Source organism: Pandoraea sp. PE-S2T-3 (assembly GCF_002179965.1).
Lineage (GTDB): Bacteria > Pseudomonadota > Gammaproteobacteria > Burkholderiales > Burkholderiaceae > Pandoraea.
On record NZ_NGUQ01000011.1, the window covers coordinates 145,375 to 164,016 of the forward strand.

Annotated in this window: 8 protein-coding genes; 2 read left to right on the forward strand and 6 right to left on the reverse strand. The window is 64.9% G+C overall.

The features are described from left to right. The first annotated feature begins 108 nt into the window (after window positions 1-108). The gene (locus CDV46_RS08040) at window positions 109-822 is read left to right on the forward strand and encodes an autoinducer binding domain-containing protein (protein ID WP_254915962.1); all 714 of its coding nucleotides are present in this window, start codon (window positions 109-111) and stop codon (window positions 820-822) included. Here the strand turns inward: CDV46_RS08040 and CDV46_RS08045 are convergent. From CDV46_RS08045 to CDV46_RS27375, 3 genes are all read right to left on the reverse strand, one after another. After that, a complete protein-coding gene (locus CDV46_RS08045; RefSeq protein WP_254915963.1) occupies window positions 789-1,556 on the reverse strand; it encodes an acyl-homoserine-lactone synthase in 768 nt (255 codons plus the stop codon). The genes CDV46_RS08040 and CDV46_RS08045 overlap by 34 nt on opposite strands. Window positions 1,557-1,707: 151 nt before the next feature. After that, the gene (locus CDV46_RS08050; RefSeq protein ID WP_087686595.1) at window positions 1,708-3,144 is read right to left on the reverse strand and encodes a hypothetical protein; all 1,437 of its coding nucleotides are present in this window, start codon (window positions 3,142-3,144) and stop codon (window positions 1,708-1,710) included. A 21-nt stretch (window positions 3,145-3,165) separates the two neighbouring features. After that, entirely contained in the window at window positions 3,166-4,086 is a 921-nt protein-coding gene (locus tag CDV46_RS27375) for a hypothetical protein (protein ID WP_254915964.1), read from the reverse strand. A gap of 446 nt (window positions 4,087-4,532) precedes the next feature. On the opposite strand from CDV46_RS27375, the gene CDV46_RS27380 reads away from it, so the two are divergent. Next, entirely contained in the window at window positions 4,533-4,757 is a 225-nt protein-coding gene (locus CDV46_RS27380) for a hypothetical protein (protein ID WP_254915965.1), read from the forward strand. A 46-nt stretch (window positions 4,758-4,803) separates the two neighbouring features. Here the strand turns inward: CDV46_RS27380 and CDV46_RS08060 are convergent, their stop codons facing one another. The 3 genes from CDV46_RS08060 to CDV46_RS08070 form a co-directional block, all read right to left on the reverse strand. Next, entirely contained in the window at window positions 4,804-8,034 is a 3,231-nt protein-coding gene (locus tag CDV46_RS08060) for a hypothetical protein (protein ID WP_087722263.1), read from the reverse strand. A 93-nt stretch (window positions 8,035-8,127) separates the two neighbouring features. Further along, on the reverse strand, window positions 8,128-13,164 hold the full coding sequence (locus CDV46_RS08065) for an RCC1 domain-containing protein (protein ID WP_087722264.1): 5,037 nt from the start codon (window positions 13,162-13,164) through the stop codon (window positions 8,128-8,130). Between the two features lie 318 nt (window positions 13,165-13,482). Continuing rightward, the gene (locus tag CDV46_RS08070; RefSeq protein ID WP_087722265.1) at window positions 13,483-18,528 is read right to left on the reverse strand and encodes an RCC1 domain-containing protein; all 5,046 of its coding nucleotides are present in this window, start codon (window positions 18,526-18,528) and stop codon (window positions 13,483-13,485) included. Window positions 18,529-18,642: the final 114 nt, after the last annotated feature.

Genomic DNA, 18,642 nt, shown 5'->3' on the forward strand with positions numbered 1-18,642 from the left:
CCGACGCGGCCAAGACCGCGCTGGAGGCGTGTACGCGATCGAATCAGGGCGCCGCACGCCAGACCGTCATCCGCAACATGATCGGAAGTCCCCGCCCCTGGAGGCGTCATGTCTGCCTTGATGCATCTGCTCGAAACGATTCACGACGATCGCGTCGACATCGACGACGCGCAAAAGCTGTTTCAACGGATCGTCAACTTCTCAAGCCGCATCGGCTTCGAATATTGCTGCTATGGCTTTCGCAGTCACCGCTCGGCCACGCAAGCGGAGGTTCGTGTGTTCGACACCTACCCGACCGGCTGGATGTCGCACTATTGCAACCGAGGCTTTCTCGATGTCGATCCGACGGTGCTGGTCGGTACGCAGAGTGACAAGTTGATGCTGTGGCGCGACCCGGCGATGCCGCGCGCGGACGCGTTCTGGCGGGAAGCCGCCGACTTCGGTCTGAATCACGGTGTGGGACGCTCGTGCTGGGGACCGCACGGAGAATTCGGTCTGCTGAGCTTCGGGCGAGCGCACGACGCGCTATCCCCTTCCGAGTTGCAATCGCTCAACGTTGGCATGGGCGTGCTGGCGAATTACACGCACGAGTCGATGAGCCGGCTGCTCCGGCCGCAACATCCGCCCTTCGACATGGACTCGCTCTCGGCACGCGAGCGCGAAGTGTTGCTCTGGACCGCAGAAGGCAAGACCGCCGACGAAATCGGCGACATCCTCGGCATCTCCGCACGCACGGTCAACTTCCATATCCGCAACTGTCTGGACAAGACCGGCTGTCGCAACAAGGTTCAGAGCGCTATCCGTCTGGTGATGTGGCGCTGATTCTCGCCTGAAGGTACGGCCGGCAAGGTGTCGGCGCCGGCTGGAATTTCAGTGGATGCGTCGGTTAATGCATCGGCGCCGGTGGCGCGCATCAACCCAAGCGCCGCCAGTGCCACCGCATCGATGTCGATGCGATAAGCCGCTACCCAGCGCCCGTCGATGCGATACGCCACACCCAACTTGTGGGTCGGCACACCAAGGCGCACGAACAGTCGCGCCAGGCTCACGTACGTCACGCCAACGAGCCGGTGCGCACCCAGCGCACGCGCGGTAAAGATGGCAGCCCGCAGCAACTCCCGTGCCCCTTGCGCCGATTGCTCCAACGCGACTTTCGAGCGAGGCGTCCACACGTCGGCAGCTTCCAGCGCAAATCGCGACAACTCCCACACAGCGTCCGGAAACGTGGTTTCGGGGTCGAGGCTCAAGGCCTCATCGAGCTGGCGTATTTTCGGGTACTCGAAGACGACGGCAGCCGGCATGTCGTCGACGAGATGCCGGAAGTGATCGCCAAGCAGAAAGTGACGGGTGGCAGGCAGCAAGCGTGCGCAACCGACGATCGCGTCACCGTCGCCGCGCAGGGTCACGTACACCGTATCGTCGTGGTCGTACTCGTCAGATTCTTCACCGACTGTCGCGCGGGCAGCCACTGGCGATGCCGGAACACACCACCCCAGCTTCTGAACGAAGACCCGATGCCGGAAGCGGGCGATCTCCGCGCGCGTCGACGGCATCATCTGTGCGCCCCTCAAAACATCTACCCGCATCGCATACCTCCGTCGACAGGCTGGATGAAACAAGGGTATCGGCACCAAAAATGGGCGGAAACTGTCAACGTTGACAGGTGCCGCCTTCCATTTTTCAGACCCACGTGCTTTCAAGTATCGGTCAATATTCCGAATTCCACCAATGCAGATTCGTACTGCGTGCCCCGGGCGCAATGAAGATGGCACCGGGCAACAACGCACCGTCCTGTTGCCCGGGGTCGTATGTGAAGATGGCCCCCGGCGCCGCCGAGAGGGTGACCGACACAATCGGCATGAACCGGCCGGTGACGGCCATGTAATCCTGTTGAACGTACTCGGTCCCCGGCAAGTTCTCCGCGCCCGTGTAGAAAAGCGATTCCAGCGGGATCTGGGTAGGAATGTCCTGCGGCCACGCGGCGAGAATGACTTCGTTGTGCTTGTCGACGAACGATTTACGCAGGTCGACCAGTACGCCGAACTGTGCGACCGACGGCGCCAGACCGCACCCGTTGCCGTTCGCCCATGTCGCCAGATACTGGGCCGCCGTGGAAATCCCCAACGCATCGCACAGACGCGCATCGCCTTCGGTAGAGCAACTGTCGGGACGCTGCGCAGTCACGGCATTCACCGGGAACGAGCAGCGCCATATCACCGGATGCTGTGCGGGCGCCGACAGCTCTCGCATGATGATGCCGACCCCGCCCGTGGTCAGGGTCATGTTCATGTCCACGCGCGCATACGAGAACGAAACGCCATTCCGAGACACGGAGTTGGGGCTCGGATTCCACGCATGGAACGCGGTGCCGAAACCGGTATTCCGGATCAGTACCCCCGAGCATTCATAACCGGGCAAATTCCCCGGGCACGTGATCCGGGTATCGAGATAGCGCGCCTCGAGCTGCTTCGCGACGGCGTATCCCCAGTCGAGTTGATCGCGCTCGTCGAAGCCGAACGCGGTCGCAGCACCGTCGCCGATCGACGCCTTCAGAATGGGCACCCATTGCCCGGTGCCGTCGAAATACTGTTTCTGATAGCGCAGTGCCTCTGCCAATTGACCGCCCGCAGCGACGTCGTAATAAATGGCCTGCACTGCGAGGCTTGCGGGGGCGCTTGCGTTCCAGAGACTGACGCCCGCTGCACTGGCGTTCGCCGGACACGGGGTACAGGGCGGCAACGGGCTCTGAACCGGTGGACAGCCGCAAACCAGCGCGTAGGGTTTGCCATCCCCCGCAGCCGTCGGTCTGTCCGCCAGCACAAAACCCACAGAATCCGGCGGATTGACGCGCGGCAGGTCCTGCCTCGCATAGCTCAACTCGGCATAGCCCGCAGCGACATCATCGGCACTCAGGCGCCAGAAATTGCCCCCCGCGCCATCGCGTGGCGCGGTGCGCAACAACACTCCGGAGCACTCGTAGACGGGGCTGTTGACGAAGCATTTCGATGGGGTGTTCCGGTATCGCTGGTTGATCAGATGCGCCACGTCCGCACCATTGAGCGCAAGCGCCGGGAGTGCCAGCAGCGCAAGCCATGCGGTGACGAGCCCGCCAAGCGTCATCATCAATACGCGACGGCTGAACATGAACCACCTCTCGATTTCGCATCACGGCGCGATGCCGATCACCTGCAAAAAGTCCGCTTCGTTGCGCCCCGTCGCATTGCCCTGCTCCGAGCCGCCGTTCAGATCGTAGGCATAGGCCGTTCCCGCACCGATCTGTGTGCCGGTCCAGAACAGGTAGCTCAACCACCCCATGTAGCCGGCCACCGGCCCCGTACTCGGGTAGTAGCCCCGCCAGAATGCTTTCATGTCGTCGAGCGACACCATGTCCAGCCCGGCCGCCGTGCACGCCACCTTCGCGCCCGCAAAGTTTGCCGATGCGCTCACGAAGAACACTTGCCGGATGCCCACGACAGTCAGCGAATGACTGCGTGTCTGGCCAAGACTGTCAGTCGCTGAAATCGTCGCACTGCCATTGCCCGTCGCGACGACAACCCCCGCGTTGTTGACTTGCGCCACGTCCGCGTCGCTCGTCTGATAGGTGTACGGGCCTGTGCCGAACTTGCCCTCGCGCGTGTAGGTCGCGAAGGCCGGCACGACCAATGGCGGCTTCTCCGCAACGAGGTAGCCCTTGCCGGTCGCATCGACGGAGACGGCTGCCTCGAAGGCCTCGCCGATGAAGAGCGTGAGCGCGTCCGATGCGACGGGCGCCCCGCCGCCGCGCTTGACGGTGTACGACAGCAACGCAGATTGGTCGCGGTTCTGGTCGACGTGCGCGCGTGGCACGTCGAAAACGTAGTCCTGTTGGGGGGTGCCGCCAACGGTCACCGTCTCGACAAACGCCGCCGGGACACCGCTCGCGTTGGTCCACGTGAGCGTGATCACGTCGCCCTCGGCGATGCCCTGATAGGGTTTGACAACCACCGCCACGCTCGGTCCGATCACCGCGTCGGGATCGATCGAGCCGCCTTCGGCCAACGGCACGTCGACCACCGGCAACTCGCCGACCGGTTCGAGAATACGCACCGTCGAATCGTTGGACTCGAACGGCCCGCCCTGAGAAACGCATCAACACCTCGCGGGCAATGGTGAACGTCACGGGCTGGCCCACCTCGGCGTCGGACGAAATCGACTTCGCGTCTTCCCACTCGCCGTCGTTGATGCTGATGAACACCACGTCGTAACGCGCCATGCCGCCGTAGGGCGCGACGCTGGCCTTCGCCCCCCCTGCCGGTACGTCTTCCAGATTCAATACGCCGTTGACGACGCCCTCGATCTCCGGCGGCGCAACGAGCCCGGGCTCAGGGGACGCGTCGCCCACGGCAAGCGTGAGTGCGTCGGAGGACTCGGTGCCGCCCGCCACACTCACGACGGTGTAGGACACCGCAACTGTCTTGCCGTCGTTGGCCGCGATGTACTGGGCCGACACGTAGAAGCGAATGACGCGCGGCAGGTTTGACGCCGTGACCTGAATGCTGTCGCTGGTCGACCCTGCCCCGGTCTCGCCTTCCCAGTGCATCGTGACGGTGTCGCCGACGGCCTTGCCTTGGTATAACGGCACGACGACGGTGGCCGACGGCGAATCGGGGTCGAGTGAGCCGCCGTCGGCCTCTTCGACCGAGGGTGCTTCGAGCGACGCGGCGCTGTTGCGCTTGCCGCTGGTGTCTTTGTCCAGATACATGGTCATGCTCCGGTAATGTCCGGCAATGCCCGGGCGCAGACGCCCCCGGGCCGTGATTCACCTCATCGCATCTGAAGTGCCAGCGCCGTCAGCGCGCGGCCGCGCACGGCAGACGTCGCCTCATACGTCAGGCCCGAATCCAGAATCGGCTTGACCGCCGTGCTGTCGCCACCCGCTGCGGCAACACCCCATGTCACGACACCACCGTCCTCCAGTACCGCGGCGAAGGCTTCTGTGTTGCTGTAGATGGCGCGCACGTTCACCAACTGCGGTGCCACGGTCGCGGTACTGCCCCCTATCGCCGGCATTCCCCACGCCACCACCGTGCCGTCGGAACACAAGGCTGCGAAAGCACCCCAGGTACGGGCAACCTGCACAACGTTATTGAGCACGGCCACCTCCTGCGGCACGGTGCCACCCTGCGCCGCGTTCCCCCAAGCGACGACGGCACCGTTGGCACGGCGTGCGCAGAAGGCGCTCTGCGTGGCAACCACTTCCTCGACATCGCTGAGCGTGGCAATGTCTGCGGGCACCGTGCCGCCGAAGTCGGCATCCCCCCACGCAAGCACCTCATGGCTTTCGGTGCGAACCGCAAAGGCGTATATCGTGGCACTGGCAAGCTCCATGATGTCCGAGCGGGCCGCGATGGCACCGGGCACCACACCGCCGTAAGGTGTACTCCCCCATGCGACGACGTGCTTGTTGGCGCGCAAGGCCGAGAATCCACCACGGCAGCCGCGTATGTCCACGATATCGGTAAGCGCACCGATTTCCGCCGGCATACTTCCGCCGGAGGCGACGACGCCCCACGCGACCGCTGCGCCGCTTGCCAGCCTTGCTGCAAAGGCGGTGCCTGCTGCGTGTAACGAGATGATGTTCGTCAGTGCTTCGATTTCCGGCGGAATCGTGACCCCGGTGTTTCCCCGCCCCCATGCTTTCACCTGACCGTTCGCCCGCAAGAGCGCGAACGCGTTGGTGTTGCCCACGATCCGGACCGCATCGGTGACGGTGAAGTCGGCGGGTAAAGCGCCGCCCTGCGCGGTGTTGCCCCACACGGCGATCCGGCCATTACTGCGACGCACGGCAAACGCGCCCTCGGTCGAACTGGTTTCAATCACGTCGTCATACGTAACGATGGTCGACGGCACCGTGGCCCCGTGAGCGGCCGATCCCCAACCCACAACGTTGCCTTTGTTCAGGTGCGCGACGAATGCCGCGTAGCCGAGGGCGCTCTCTTGCACACCGGAACCTGTGATGTTGGCCGGATTGAGCGTCAAGGTGTCGTCCGCCGAGCGCACGCGAAGGGGCATCCATGGCCGCACGTCCCGGAAGCTGTGGGCGAGTGTCCAGTCGACTTCATCGTCGTAGCGCCATTGCGCATTCAGGCTCTGCCGCGACGATTTCTGAAACGCACTCACGTGTTGGGGCTTGCAGAAGCCGAAGCAAACGTTGTCGCTGCCACGCGCACCGAGCACGAGCAACTCGCCGCTGCCCGGTACCGCGACCACATCGAAGATGGCCGGCGGCGCCGTCTCGTCCTCGGCACCGTTGGCGCGAGAAATGGTGTATTCCAGCGACACGGTGCCATTGACGTTGGCGGCTACCGTGGCGTGTGGCACGACGACTTCCAAGGGGCCGCCCGCCTCGGCGTCTGCCACGGTGATCGTCTTGGTGAACGTACCGGCCCCCGACAGGCCATGCCATCGGAACGACACCTTGTCGCCCGCGCGGAACTTGGCGCCGGCAGGCAACTGCACATGCGCACCGTCGAGACAATCGTCGGGGTTGACGCTGTCGCCGACCGCTTCGAGCAGGATCGCTGCCGGCGGGTCGGACTGCCGTATCGACAATTCCAGTGCCGTACTCACGATGATGACGGTACCGGCCCGCGTGACTTCGTAGTGCACGTCCACGCCCTTGTCGAGACTCGCCATGACACTCAGATACGGCACGTAGAAGCTCACCGCATTGCCGACGTCGGTCGACTTCACGATGTACGGCGGGCTCTCGAAGTCACCACCGTCCTCTCCCTTCCAGATCATGACGACGGTGTCGCCCTGACGCATGCCGGTGTACGGCGGCACCGCGACTTCCGCCCCGTAAGCGGGATCGATGTCGCGCGGATCGAGCTTCCCGTCGCTCGATAGCGGTACGGCAGGCGGGCCCGCCTGCACCGTCTCGCGCTTGACGTCGAGCGTCAGCGTTTGCGACAGCTGCCACGTGCCGTCGGGCAACTCTTTCTCGTAGTACAGCGCCACCGACCGATCGATGAACGGTGAAATCTTGTCGAAGGGAATACGCACCGGATACGGCTCGGTCAGATATCGCTCCGTGATGTCGATGTAGCTCTCGAAGCCCGTCGGCGGACCACCGCCCCACACGACATGCACGTAATCACCGGCCTGATTCCCCTCATAGGGACCGATGTGCGCCGTCGCCCCGCCCGTCACCAGATCGGGATTGAGTACGTTGCCGGTGGCCTCGACGACTGCGGGAATCGCGAGCAAACCCTCGTCTGCCACCTCACCGATGCGGAGGTCGAAAACGTCGGACGGATAGACCGCGCCATCGCGCAACACCTCGTAGCTCACCGGCACCCGTTTGTCGAGAAACGGCGCAAGGTTCTCCGTGAGAATCGGAAACGTGACTTCGCGTACGGCCCGCACGGTGATTCTGTCGGTGTAGTACCCGGCGTCGTCGAGTGCGGCCCAGTGCAGCACGATCTCGTCGCCGATCGCCATGCCGTCGTACACGGGAATACGCACGCGTATGCCGTACTCGATGTACTCGGGATCGAGATGATCGCCATCGGCCTCATCGACCGACGGCGCCGTCAGCCCGGCATCGTCACGCACGCCGATGTACAACGACAGGATGTCGGATTCGAGGTTGTCGCCCCCCGCAGCACGTTCGACCACGTAGTCGACATCGACCTCGGTATCGAGCGCGGGCAGGATCTTGTTCTTGGGAATCCGGATCGTGACGTCCTGCCCCACGAAGTTGGTCGTGACGTCGAAATCGACCGTCACCTCGTTCGGGCCGCCAACGTCGAAGCGCAGCAGGAGGTAGTCACCGACGGCCATGCCGGTATATGCCTTGACGATGAAACTCGCGCCCTGCACGGTCAAATCGTCGGGATCGAGCGCGCCATTTACCGCTTGCTCACACACGGGCGCATCGACGTCGGCCAGCAGACCGGACGAGGAAACTGCGGCGCTTCGGCCGGACATTTTGGGTCCCGAGCGTTGCATGGCCGTGGCCGGCCGTTCGAGGGTTGCATCTAGCTTGGACATAAGAATCTCCACACCGGTGAGCATCGGACGCCTCGCGCCCGGATCGCCGTGCGCAGGCGCGCGACGGCGGCAATACCATCTAGCCACGCGGCCTCATGGCGCAACAACTGTCAGCGTTGACAGGTCGGCGTGTGGCGTCTTCGGCTTGCGCTGGGTGCCGCCCGCCGATGACTCGTAGAAGAGGTCGGTGTCGAGAAGCGCTTTGACGGCGTCGCTGTTGCCACCGGCGGCAGCCAGGCCCCACGTGACGGCGCCCCCCGATGCCTTGATCGCGACGAAGGCGTCGTTGTTGCCGTACACCGCGCGAATATTGACCAGATCGTCGGCCACTGAAGACGTGTCGCCGCCCGACGTTGGAATGCCCCACGCGACCACGGTGCCGTTGCGGCGCAACGCGGCGAACGCGCCACTGGAGCTGGCAACCTGCACGATGTCGCCAAGCCGGGCGATTTCCACAGGAACAGCGCCGCCATACGATTCATGGCCCCACGCCACGACTGCCCCATTTCCCCTCACCGCGCAGAAGGCATACCAAGTGGCGGTGACCTCGGCAATGTCCGTCAACGAAGCAATCGCCGGCGGCACAGTACCGCCGTAAGACCCCACCCCCCATGCGAGTACCTGATCGGTTCGTGTGCGCACGGCAAAGGCGCCGATCGTCGCACTCGACAACTCGACGATGTCGGTGCGCGCTGCAATGCCGTCGGGCACGCCTGCGCCGCTCCCCGCGTCTCCCCACGCCACCACCGTGCCGTTCTCACGCAACCCGCAGAACGCATAGCAATTGGCGCGCACGTCGTACACATCCGTCAGCCCCTTGATGGCGTCCGGCACGTTTCCGCCATAGGTCGTGTTACCCCACGCTACGACTTGTCCACTGCGCCGCAACGCGCAAAACGCATACGCCGTCCCGGCGACGGAAGTCACGTCCGTCAGCCCCTGCGCCTCATCGGAAAGTGCACCTCCCAGTGTTGCGGCGCCCCACGCGGTCAAATAACCCGCCCCGCGCACGGCGGTGAATGCTGCCGCATTGGGATGAACTCTCACCACGTCGGTCAGATTCGCACCATCACCGGGAATCGCGCCACCTAAGGTGGTATTGCCCCACGCGGCGACGCGCCCGCTGGCACGCCTGACCACATAGGCCGCCGTGGTCGACGAGACTTCCACCACGTCGGCATAGTCGATGATGCCGGCGGGAACGGTGCCGCCGTAGGTTGTGAAACCCCAACCGATCACGTTCCTGCGCACGAGGCGGGCAACAAAAGCGCCGGAGCCCCCCGCGACCGTCGCCTGCGCGCCCGAACCGACGATGTTGACCGGGTTGATGGTGACCTGATGGGTCGCCGAGCGAACGCGAAGCGGCATCCATGGGCGTGTGTCCTTGAACGTCACGCCGGTCCCCCATGCGACATCGTCTTCATAGCGCCACTCCGCCAGCAGGTCGGCGGTTGTCGTGCGATGGAGTGCGTGGAGATACTGCGGCATGCCGAACGAGCGAAACGCGCTGCCGCAATAGCGAGCCCCCATCACCAGCAACTCGCCGCTGCCCAGCTCGCGCCGCACGTCGTAGATGTTTTCGCCGGAGGTCTCGACCGCCCCACCCGCCGCACGCGTGACGGTGTAACGCAGCACAACGGTGACACCGTTGTTCGCTTCGACGAGCGCCTTCGGCACGGTGATCTTGATCGCGCCGCCGGCTTCCCCCGCCGACACCGTATGCGAGTACTCGCCAGAACCACTGCCCGGCACGCCCTCCCACGACAACACCATCCGATCGCCCTGCTGAAACAGGGCCGTCGCATCGAGCGTGATCGTCGCACCACTTGCCGGGACATCGTCGGGGTCGAGCGTCTTGCCATCCGCCTGATCGATCACGGGGAGTGGCAATTCAGACAGCTTGATGGCGAACCCGAACGTTTCGCTGGTAGCCAGGACATTGCCCGCGCGAATGACCTCGTACCACGCCTCGATGCTGCCGTTCACACCGGCCAGCACTTTGGCGCGATCGACCAGAAACGCGATGGGTGTCTGCGAGCTGCCGACGATCTTGTCCTGCGTGTCGCTGCCCGCCGCGATCGTGCAATCCCAGTGCATGCGGACCGTATCGCCTTGACGCATGCCTTCGACGAAGTCCACCACAACCTCTGCGCCCTGCACCACATCGCGCGGGTCGAGAATGCCGTCGACGACCTCCGGCACCCGGGGCGGTGCCCACACCGAAGGGGCGCCACGCTCGACGCGCACGGTGTATTCCTCTGACGCGAGTACGGGCGGGGTGCCGTTATCGACGGTGTAGGCGAGCACGACATCCTTGCCATCGAACGACGTGAGATTGTCCATCGGGATATTGCGGGTGATCGGTTTGCCGACCTGATTCCCCGTCACATCGATAAACCATTCCGTGCCGCCACTGCCCGGACCGCCGCCCCACGTCATGTGAATGTAGTCGCCGCTGCGCATGCCGTCATACACCGGAATACTTGCCGTCGCGTGCGTGGTCAGTGTCGACAGGTCGAGCACACCGGCCTCGGCTTCAAGCACCTCGGGTGCGATCAGGTCGGTCGACGACCCCGTGCCGATTCGCAGCAGCAACGTCTCCGAGACAAACCGCTGCGCCCCGCGTTCGACTTCGTAGTGAATCGGCACCGTACGGCCAATCCACGGCGCAACGTCTGCGGCAAGCAACTGAAACTGATAGTCACGCGCCGTGCTCAGCGTAATGCTGTCGACGTAATACCCGTCATCCCCCGGGTTACCCCAGTGCAGCACGACACGATCGTCGCGCAGCATGCCGGCGTAGCCGCGCACGCGTGTGGTCACACCGAAGACAGCCAGTTCCGGGTCCAGATAATCGCCCTCGGCCTCATCCACCACCGGGGCAGGCCATTTGAGTTCGCTGCGCACTTGCAGCTCACGATTCTCCGAATCCTCCTCGCGGCCATCGAGCCGATGCACGGTGTAATTGACGATGACCGTGCTGCCCAGATGAAACTCGACTTTGGTTTTCGGCACGCGCATCGTGACGTCCTGCCCCACCATGTTCTGGGACACGTCGAACGTATCGGTGTGCTCACCGCCGCCGGACCCTGCGCCGAAGCGAATCGTGATGGCGTCGCCGGCGGTCATGCCGGCGTACGGCACCACCCGCACGGTCGCGCCGGCGGCAGGCAGCGGGACGGGGTCGAGAACATCGCCCTCGGCCTCGTCGACTTCCGGTGGCGGCAACAGATCAGGGGCCTGCGCCAACACACGAAAGCGGGTGATGGCGGACGTCTGCGAAGTTGTCTGGCCGTTACGCGTAACCCGATACCACACGTCGACGAAGTCGCGTCCTGCCGCATTGGCATCGACAAATTCGCGCGGCACAAGGAAAACGTACGGCTGATTCAAGTCGGCGGCGGCCAACGTATGTGTGCCGGTGACGGTTCCGCCCGGCGACTGCCCTTCCCAGAACGCTTCAAGCACGTCGCCGGCACTCATCAATTCCCACACGGGGATGATCACTTCGACACCCTCGACCGGATCCGCCGGAGGATTGAGTTCGCCATTGGCCACGCCCTCGACATCCGGTGCGGGCAGTGCCGATTCGCCAAGCACGCGCAACGTCACGCGCGCCGACTCGCGCGGCAACACCTCTGGCGCGGCCGGGTCGACGATGTAGTACACCGTGACACTGCCGCCGGCGAGATCGGCCACATAGGCAGGTGGCACCAGAAAATTCACCGGCTGTCCGACACTGGCGGCAGCGATGATCTTCTCTTCGATATGCACCCACGGCGCACCGCTGGCTTTGACGCCCTCCCATCGCAACGTCACCGCGTCCTGCGCGGCCATCTCGGGCCATGCGGCAATGACGACATTGGCCCCCGTCACGGTATCGGCCGGATCGAGGTCATTGCCGTTTGCCTGCGTGACAATCGGTGCAGGCAACCGTGCGGGTTGCCCGAGAATCGTCATCGAATTGCGTTGCGAACGACCTTTATCCCCATTGCCATCGCGCACGATGTAGTACAGCGACGCCGAGCCCGGCGCGGCGTCGCCGATCACGTCATTGGGCAGCTTCGCGGTGACGAAAGGCGTGTCCGACGCGATCGGCACGTCGAATTCGTGGTGTACCTCGCGCCCCTCCGAAGACAAGCCTTCGAAGACGATATGCAAGGTGTCGCCCACGGCCATTTCCGGGTCTTGAAACGTGATGACGATGTCGGCATCGTCACCGCCGAGGGCATCGTGATCGAGTTCTCCCGCAGGCGCCTGAAGTACCACGGGCGGGTCGAGCGTGGCATCGCCCGCTTCCACTTCGGCAAAAGCCGGCAGCGAGTTGAGCGACCACTCGCGCACGATGTCGTCGATGTCGTAGGTCACGACGAGGCTGGGGCTGTCGCCCGCGTCGATGATCGTCTGATAGTCGATGACGACGACAACCGGGCGGCCCACTTCGGCGGCGGTGAGCGCCGGCCAGTAGACCGACTGCGTTCCCCAGCGAATGCACAGCACATCGCCCGGCGCCATGTTGATCCATGCCGGTACGGTCACGGGTACGCCATCGGTCGCCTCGGGTTGGCCGATGATGCCCGGCGGAATCGTGGGCGGCGCGAGGTTCTCGTTGACCCAAGGCGACGTGACGGGGTCGGGGTCGGGGCCGCCCGGCAGCGTGGTCTTGACGATCACCGCCAGCGGCGCGCCGGTGGTCGTGTCGCCCGTGTCGTTCGACAGCAGATCGAACCACACGTCCACGACGCCATCCCCGGTGCTCAACACGTCGGCCACATTCACCTGCATCGTCACGGGAAAGAAGTTCTCACCGGCCACGAGCGTGTGCTGCGCAACGGGCCGGGTCGCGTCCCCCCAATACAGGGTGAGGGTGTCGCCCACCTTGAACAGGCTGTTGGGTTTGATCACGACAAAAATCTGACCGTTGGCATCGCGCACATCGCGATAACCGATACCGCCGTAGACCGTCGCCGCCGGCACCTGCGGCGGCTCCAGATTGGCGACGTTTCGGCCATGCCTGACGGTGTCGTCGCGCGTAACAGGCGCGAGCAGGTGTCGGGCGCTCGCTGCGCCGCCCCCCATGCGTGCCGACGAATTGCGTTGAAAAGCGAACAGGGGGTCGTTGCTGCGCATGATCTTCTCCACGAGAAGGTGAGGCCGAAGCAGCGCCCTTCACTCGGTGGCGCGATCGGCAATTCGATGGTTCATCAGGCCACGCCGACCTTACGCGCGCCAACTGTCAACGTTGACAGTGAGCCCCGGGCGCAGGCGTACGCCGCCCTCACTCGGCGCGGCGCCGGGACAACCGTCGACCGTTGCGGCCACGCCGGGCGCTGGCCATGGCAATCTGGCACCAGACATCGCTGCCGGGCGTCTCGACGACGGCGCGTTGCCGGCCAGCCTGAAACGACCGGCGCGCACAGTGCCGCCATTGCCCCGCATCGGGCGGCCTCACTTGACCGGCACCGGTGCTGCCGCGACGGGTCTTCCCTTCTGCGTCGCCCGTGCATGCTTTGACGCACCACCGGCGAGCGCCTGATAGAACAGGTTGGTATCCAGAATCGATCTGACCGCGTCGCTGTTGCCACCGCCCGTGGGCACGCCCCAGGTGACCGCGCCACCAACGTCCTCGATGGCAACGAAGGCATCGGTATTGGCATACACCGCGCGGATGTTGACGAGCAGACCGGCCACCGCGGAGGAATTGCCACCGACCGCAGCCAGCCCCCACGTCACCACGGTGCCGTTGCGACGCAATGCCGCGAAGGCACCGCTCGATCCGGCAACCTGCACGATGTCCGTGAGTACGGCGATTTCCGTCGGCACCGCACCGCCGCGTGTCGCGTCGCCCCACGCGACGACGGCACCATTGCCGCGCCGTGCGCAGAACGCGCCCCATGTGGCCGTCACCTCTTCGATATCGGTCAGCGCGCCGATCTCGGCAGGTACTGCGCCGCCGTAACCGGCTTGCCCCCAAGTCAGCACCTGCCCGTTGCCGGTACGAACCGCGAGCGCTCGCGACGACGCGCTGGCGAGTTCGATGATGTCGGTGCGCACCGCAATGGCCTGTGGTACGGCGCCGCCGTCAGCCGGTACGCCCCACGCCACCACTGCCCCGGTCGCGCGCAACGCGCAGAACGCCGTGAAGTTGCCGCGCACGTCGTGAATGTCGGTCAGTGCCTTGATTTCGGGCGGCACCGTCCCTCCACTGGCGGTGGTGCCCCAACCGACGAGTTGCCCGTTACGGCGCAGCGCACAGAACGCCGTCCCCGTCGTCGCCACGAACGCCACGTCAGTGAGGCCTTGCGCTTCGGCCGTCAACTGACCGCCGGCCGCGGCCGTCCCCCAGGCGCTCAGGTACCCGCTGCCGCGCACTGCGGCGAATGCCGTGCCGTTACCGTGAATACGCACCGCGTTGACGATGTCAGCGCCGCCCCCGGGAATCGCCCCGCCTTCGGCCGTATTGCCCCAGACCGCGACCTGTCCATTGACTCGCCTGAGGGCATAAGCCGAGCGCGTCGATGACACCTCGACGACGTCGGTGTAAGTGATGATGGTGGGCGGCACATTCGCGCCATAGGCCGCGTTGCCCCAGCCGATCACGTTCTTTCGGGTGAGATACGCGACGAGCGCCGCATTGCCCTGCACCGTGACGCTGTCGCCCCCCGTGCCGATGATGTTGGCCGCGTTGATGGTGACTTGATTGGTGGCCGATCGCACCAGCAGTGACCGCCACGGACGCGTGTCCTTGAACGTCACGCCGGTCGTCCATGTCACCTCGTCGTCGTAACGCCACTCCGCGACCAGATCGGCACGAGACGTGCGATTGAGCGCCCGCAGGTATTGCGCCGCGCTCGACGCGCGATAGACCGAGCCGTTGTAGCGGGCGCCCATGACGAGCAGATCGCCGCTGCCGATTTCGCGCCGCACGTCGTAAATCTTGCGTCCGGAAGTCTCTACGGGCCCGCCTGCCGCGCGGGTGACCGAATAGCTCAGCGCAATCGTGCCGCCGTTGTTCGCTTCGACAATGGCCTTGGGCACAGCAATCTTGACGCTGTTGCCCGCTTCGCCCGCCGTCACGGTGTGCGAATACTGAGCGCTGCCGTTGCCCGGTGCACCGTCCCATGCCAGCGCGATGCGGTCGCCCTGTTTGAAGAACGCGGCCGCGTCGAGCGTGACTGTGACGCCGCCGGCCGGCACGTCATCCGGGTCCAGCGTGTCGCCGTCGGCCTGATCGATCAGCGGCAACGGCAGCGCCGACAGCTTGATGGTGAAATCGAGCTTGTCGCTCGTGCCGATCACCGAGCCGCCCCGCAGGAGTTCGTACCACGCCGCTACGCCACCATCCACACCGGCCAGCACCTTGTCGGTCGCTACCATGAACGTAATCGGATCCGTCGTGCTGCCGACGATCTTGTCTTGTTCGTCGCTGCCCCCGTCTATCGTGCTATCCCAGTGCAGGCGAATGGTGTCGCCCTGCTGCATGCCATCCATGTGCAGCACGCGCACCTCGGCCCCCTGCGCAACGTCGCGTGGATCGAGCACACCGTCGTCACGCAAGGCGGGCACTTCGGGTGCAGGCAGATCCATCGTCCCGCGCTGCACACGCACGGTGTATTCCTCAGACTGGCGCTCAGGCGGCGTGCCGCTGTCGACCGTGTACACGAGCGTGACATCCTTGCCGTCGAACGGCGTGATGTTCGCCAGCGGGATCGGACGCGTGATCGGGTTACCGACCATGCCCTGCGTCACGTCGATGAACCACTCCAGCCCGCCACTGCCCGGGCCGCCGCCCCACGTCATGTGAACGTAGTCGCCGCTGCGCATGCCGTCGTACACCGGAATACGCGCCGTGGCCGAGGTGGTCAGGTCCGACGGATCGAGAATGCCGCCCTCGGCCTCGACGACATCGGGCGCATCGAGCAATTCCTGCTGTGCCGTGCCGACCCGCAGCGAAAACGTCTCCGACGTAAAGTGCTGCGCGCCGCGCTCGATCTCGTACCAGATCGGCACGGTACGGCCGACCCACGGCGTGACGTCGTCGGGCAACAACCGGAACTGATAGTCACGCTCGGTGCTCACCGTGATGCTGTCGGTGTAATAGCCGGTATCGCCCGGGTTACCCCAGTGCAGCACGATGCGATCGTTGCGTTGCATGTCGGTGTAACCGAATACCCGTGTCGCAACACCGAACTCCGCCAGTGGCGGATCGAGGTAATCGCCGTCGGCTTCGTCGACATCCGGTGCCGGCCACTTCGTCTCGCTGCGCACGGTGAGTACGAGGTTTTCCGAATCCTGTTCGCTGCCGTCCAGCCGGTGCACGGTGTAGTTGACGATAACCGTGCTGCCCAGATGAAATTGCACCTTCGTCTTGGGCACACGCAGGGTCATGTCGCGTCCCACCATGTTCTCGGTGACGTCGAGCACATCGATGTGCTCGCCGCCGCCGGTGCCGGGACCGAATCGAAGCGTGACGTAGTCGCCTGCGATCATCCCCGCATACGGCGCGACACGTATCGTCGCGCCAGCGGCAGGCAGCGGCGCCGGGTCGAGGATATTGCCCACGGCCTCGTCGACTTTCGGCGGCGGCAACAGATCGAGTGACGGTGCCACCACACGAAAGCGCGTGATGGCAGACGTTTGAGGGGTGCTCTGCCCGGCGCGCGTCACGCGATACCACGCGTCCACCGCCCCTTGTCCTGCGGCGTTCACATCGATCACTCTGCGCGGCACGGTGAAGACGTATGGCTTGGCCAGATCGGCCGCGGTCATCGTGACCTCGCCGCTGGTCGAGCCTTCCGGCGACTGGCCATCCCAGAACGCTTCGAGCACGTCGCCCACACTCATCAACTCCCAGACGGGGATGATGACGTCCACGGTCGCCGCCGGATCGTCCGGCGGATTCAGTTCTCCACCCACCATGCCCACCACCTGCGGGGCCGGCAGGGCCGATTCGCCGGTCACTCGCAACGCGAGATGGTCTGACTCGCGCGTCGAAGCATCGCTGTCCGCCGGTTTGACGATGTAGAACACGTCCACCGCCCCGCCCGCGAGACCCGCCACGTAATCGGGCGGCACCAGAAAACTCACGGATGCCCCCGCGGCCGCCACTGTCTTGTCTTCCGTGTGCACCATCGGCAAGCCACTCGCCTTGGTGCCTTCCCAGCGCAACGTCAACACGTCGCCGACGGCCATGCCCGCCCACGCCGCAACAACGACGGTCGCCCCTGCCGTAGCGTCCGCCGGATCGAGTTCGTCGCCCACGGCTTCCGGCACGACTGGCGCGGGCAACGACACGCGCTCGCCGAGAATGCGTAACGAGGTGCGCTGCGAGCGCCCCGTGTCTCCCGTGCCGTCGCGCACGATGTAGTACAGCGACGCTGTCCCCGGCGTGACTTCACCGATCACATCGTTGGGCAGGTCCGCACCGATGACGGGGGCTTGCGACACGATGGCCACGTCGAATTCGTGACGCAGCGTATGGCCGTCCGACGCCAGCCCGTCGAAGACGATATGCAAGGTGCCACCCACCACCATGGGCGGGTCCTGAAACGCGATGACGATCGTGGCGTCGTCGCCCCCCAGCGCGTCGTAATCGAGATCGCCGCCTTGGGCTTCGAGTACCGTCGGCGGCGAGAGGATCGCGTCGCCCGCTTCGACTTTCGCAAAGACGGGCAGAGAATTGAGCGACCACTCGCGCACGATATCGTCGATGTCGTAGGTGACCATCAACGTGTCGCTGTCGCCCGCATCGATGATCGTCGCTTTGCCGATCATGACCGTAACGGGAAAGCCGACTTCGCTGGCGGTGAGCGGTGCATGGAACACAGACTGCGTGCCCCAGCGAATGCGCAGGACGTCGCCCTCGGCCATGTTGAGCCACGGTGGCACGGTGACGGGCACGCCGTTGTCGGCATCCGGCCCACCGATGATGCCGTCGGGAATGTCGGCCGGCGCCAGATTGTCGTTGGTCCACGGCGTGCCGATAGGATCGGGATCGGGGCCACCGGGCAGCGTGAGCTTGACGATGATGGTCGTTGCCACGGACGACTGTTCATCGCCCGTATTGCCGGTCGTGAACACGTACCAGACGTCGACGGGACTGACTTGCAGCCCCGAGGCGTCGTAGACGCGCTGCACGATGAGCACGTCGACTTCCAGCGTCAGCGGCAGGCCGAGGTCACCGGCACCGAGCACGTGGTGTGCAACGGCCACGCGATCATCGCCCCAGTACAGCGCGACCGAATCGCCGAGATCCCACAAGATGCTCGGCGGCACGATCACTTTGATCTTGCCATCCGGTTTGTTGACGTCGCGCGCACCGATGCCGTCGTAGGCCTGTGCTGCCGGTATCTGTGGCGGATCGAAGTCGACCAGCGCCTCGTAGGTCGGGTCGCGCGTCACCGACGCGAGCACGCCACGGGAGCCCGTCGCACTGCCCCCCGCACTGGCTGATGAATTCGCCTGAAGGGCGGACAGGGCGTCGTTCGTGAGCATGGTCGTCTCCGCATGATCGTGAAACCGGGGGAATGCCACACGAGCGGTGGCGCGGCCGGCAATCCGGTGTCCCATCAAGCCACGCCGGCCTCACGCGCGCCAACTGTCAACGTT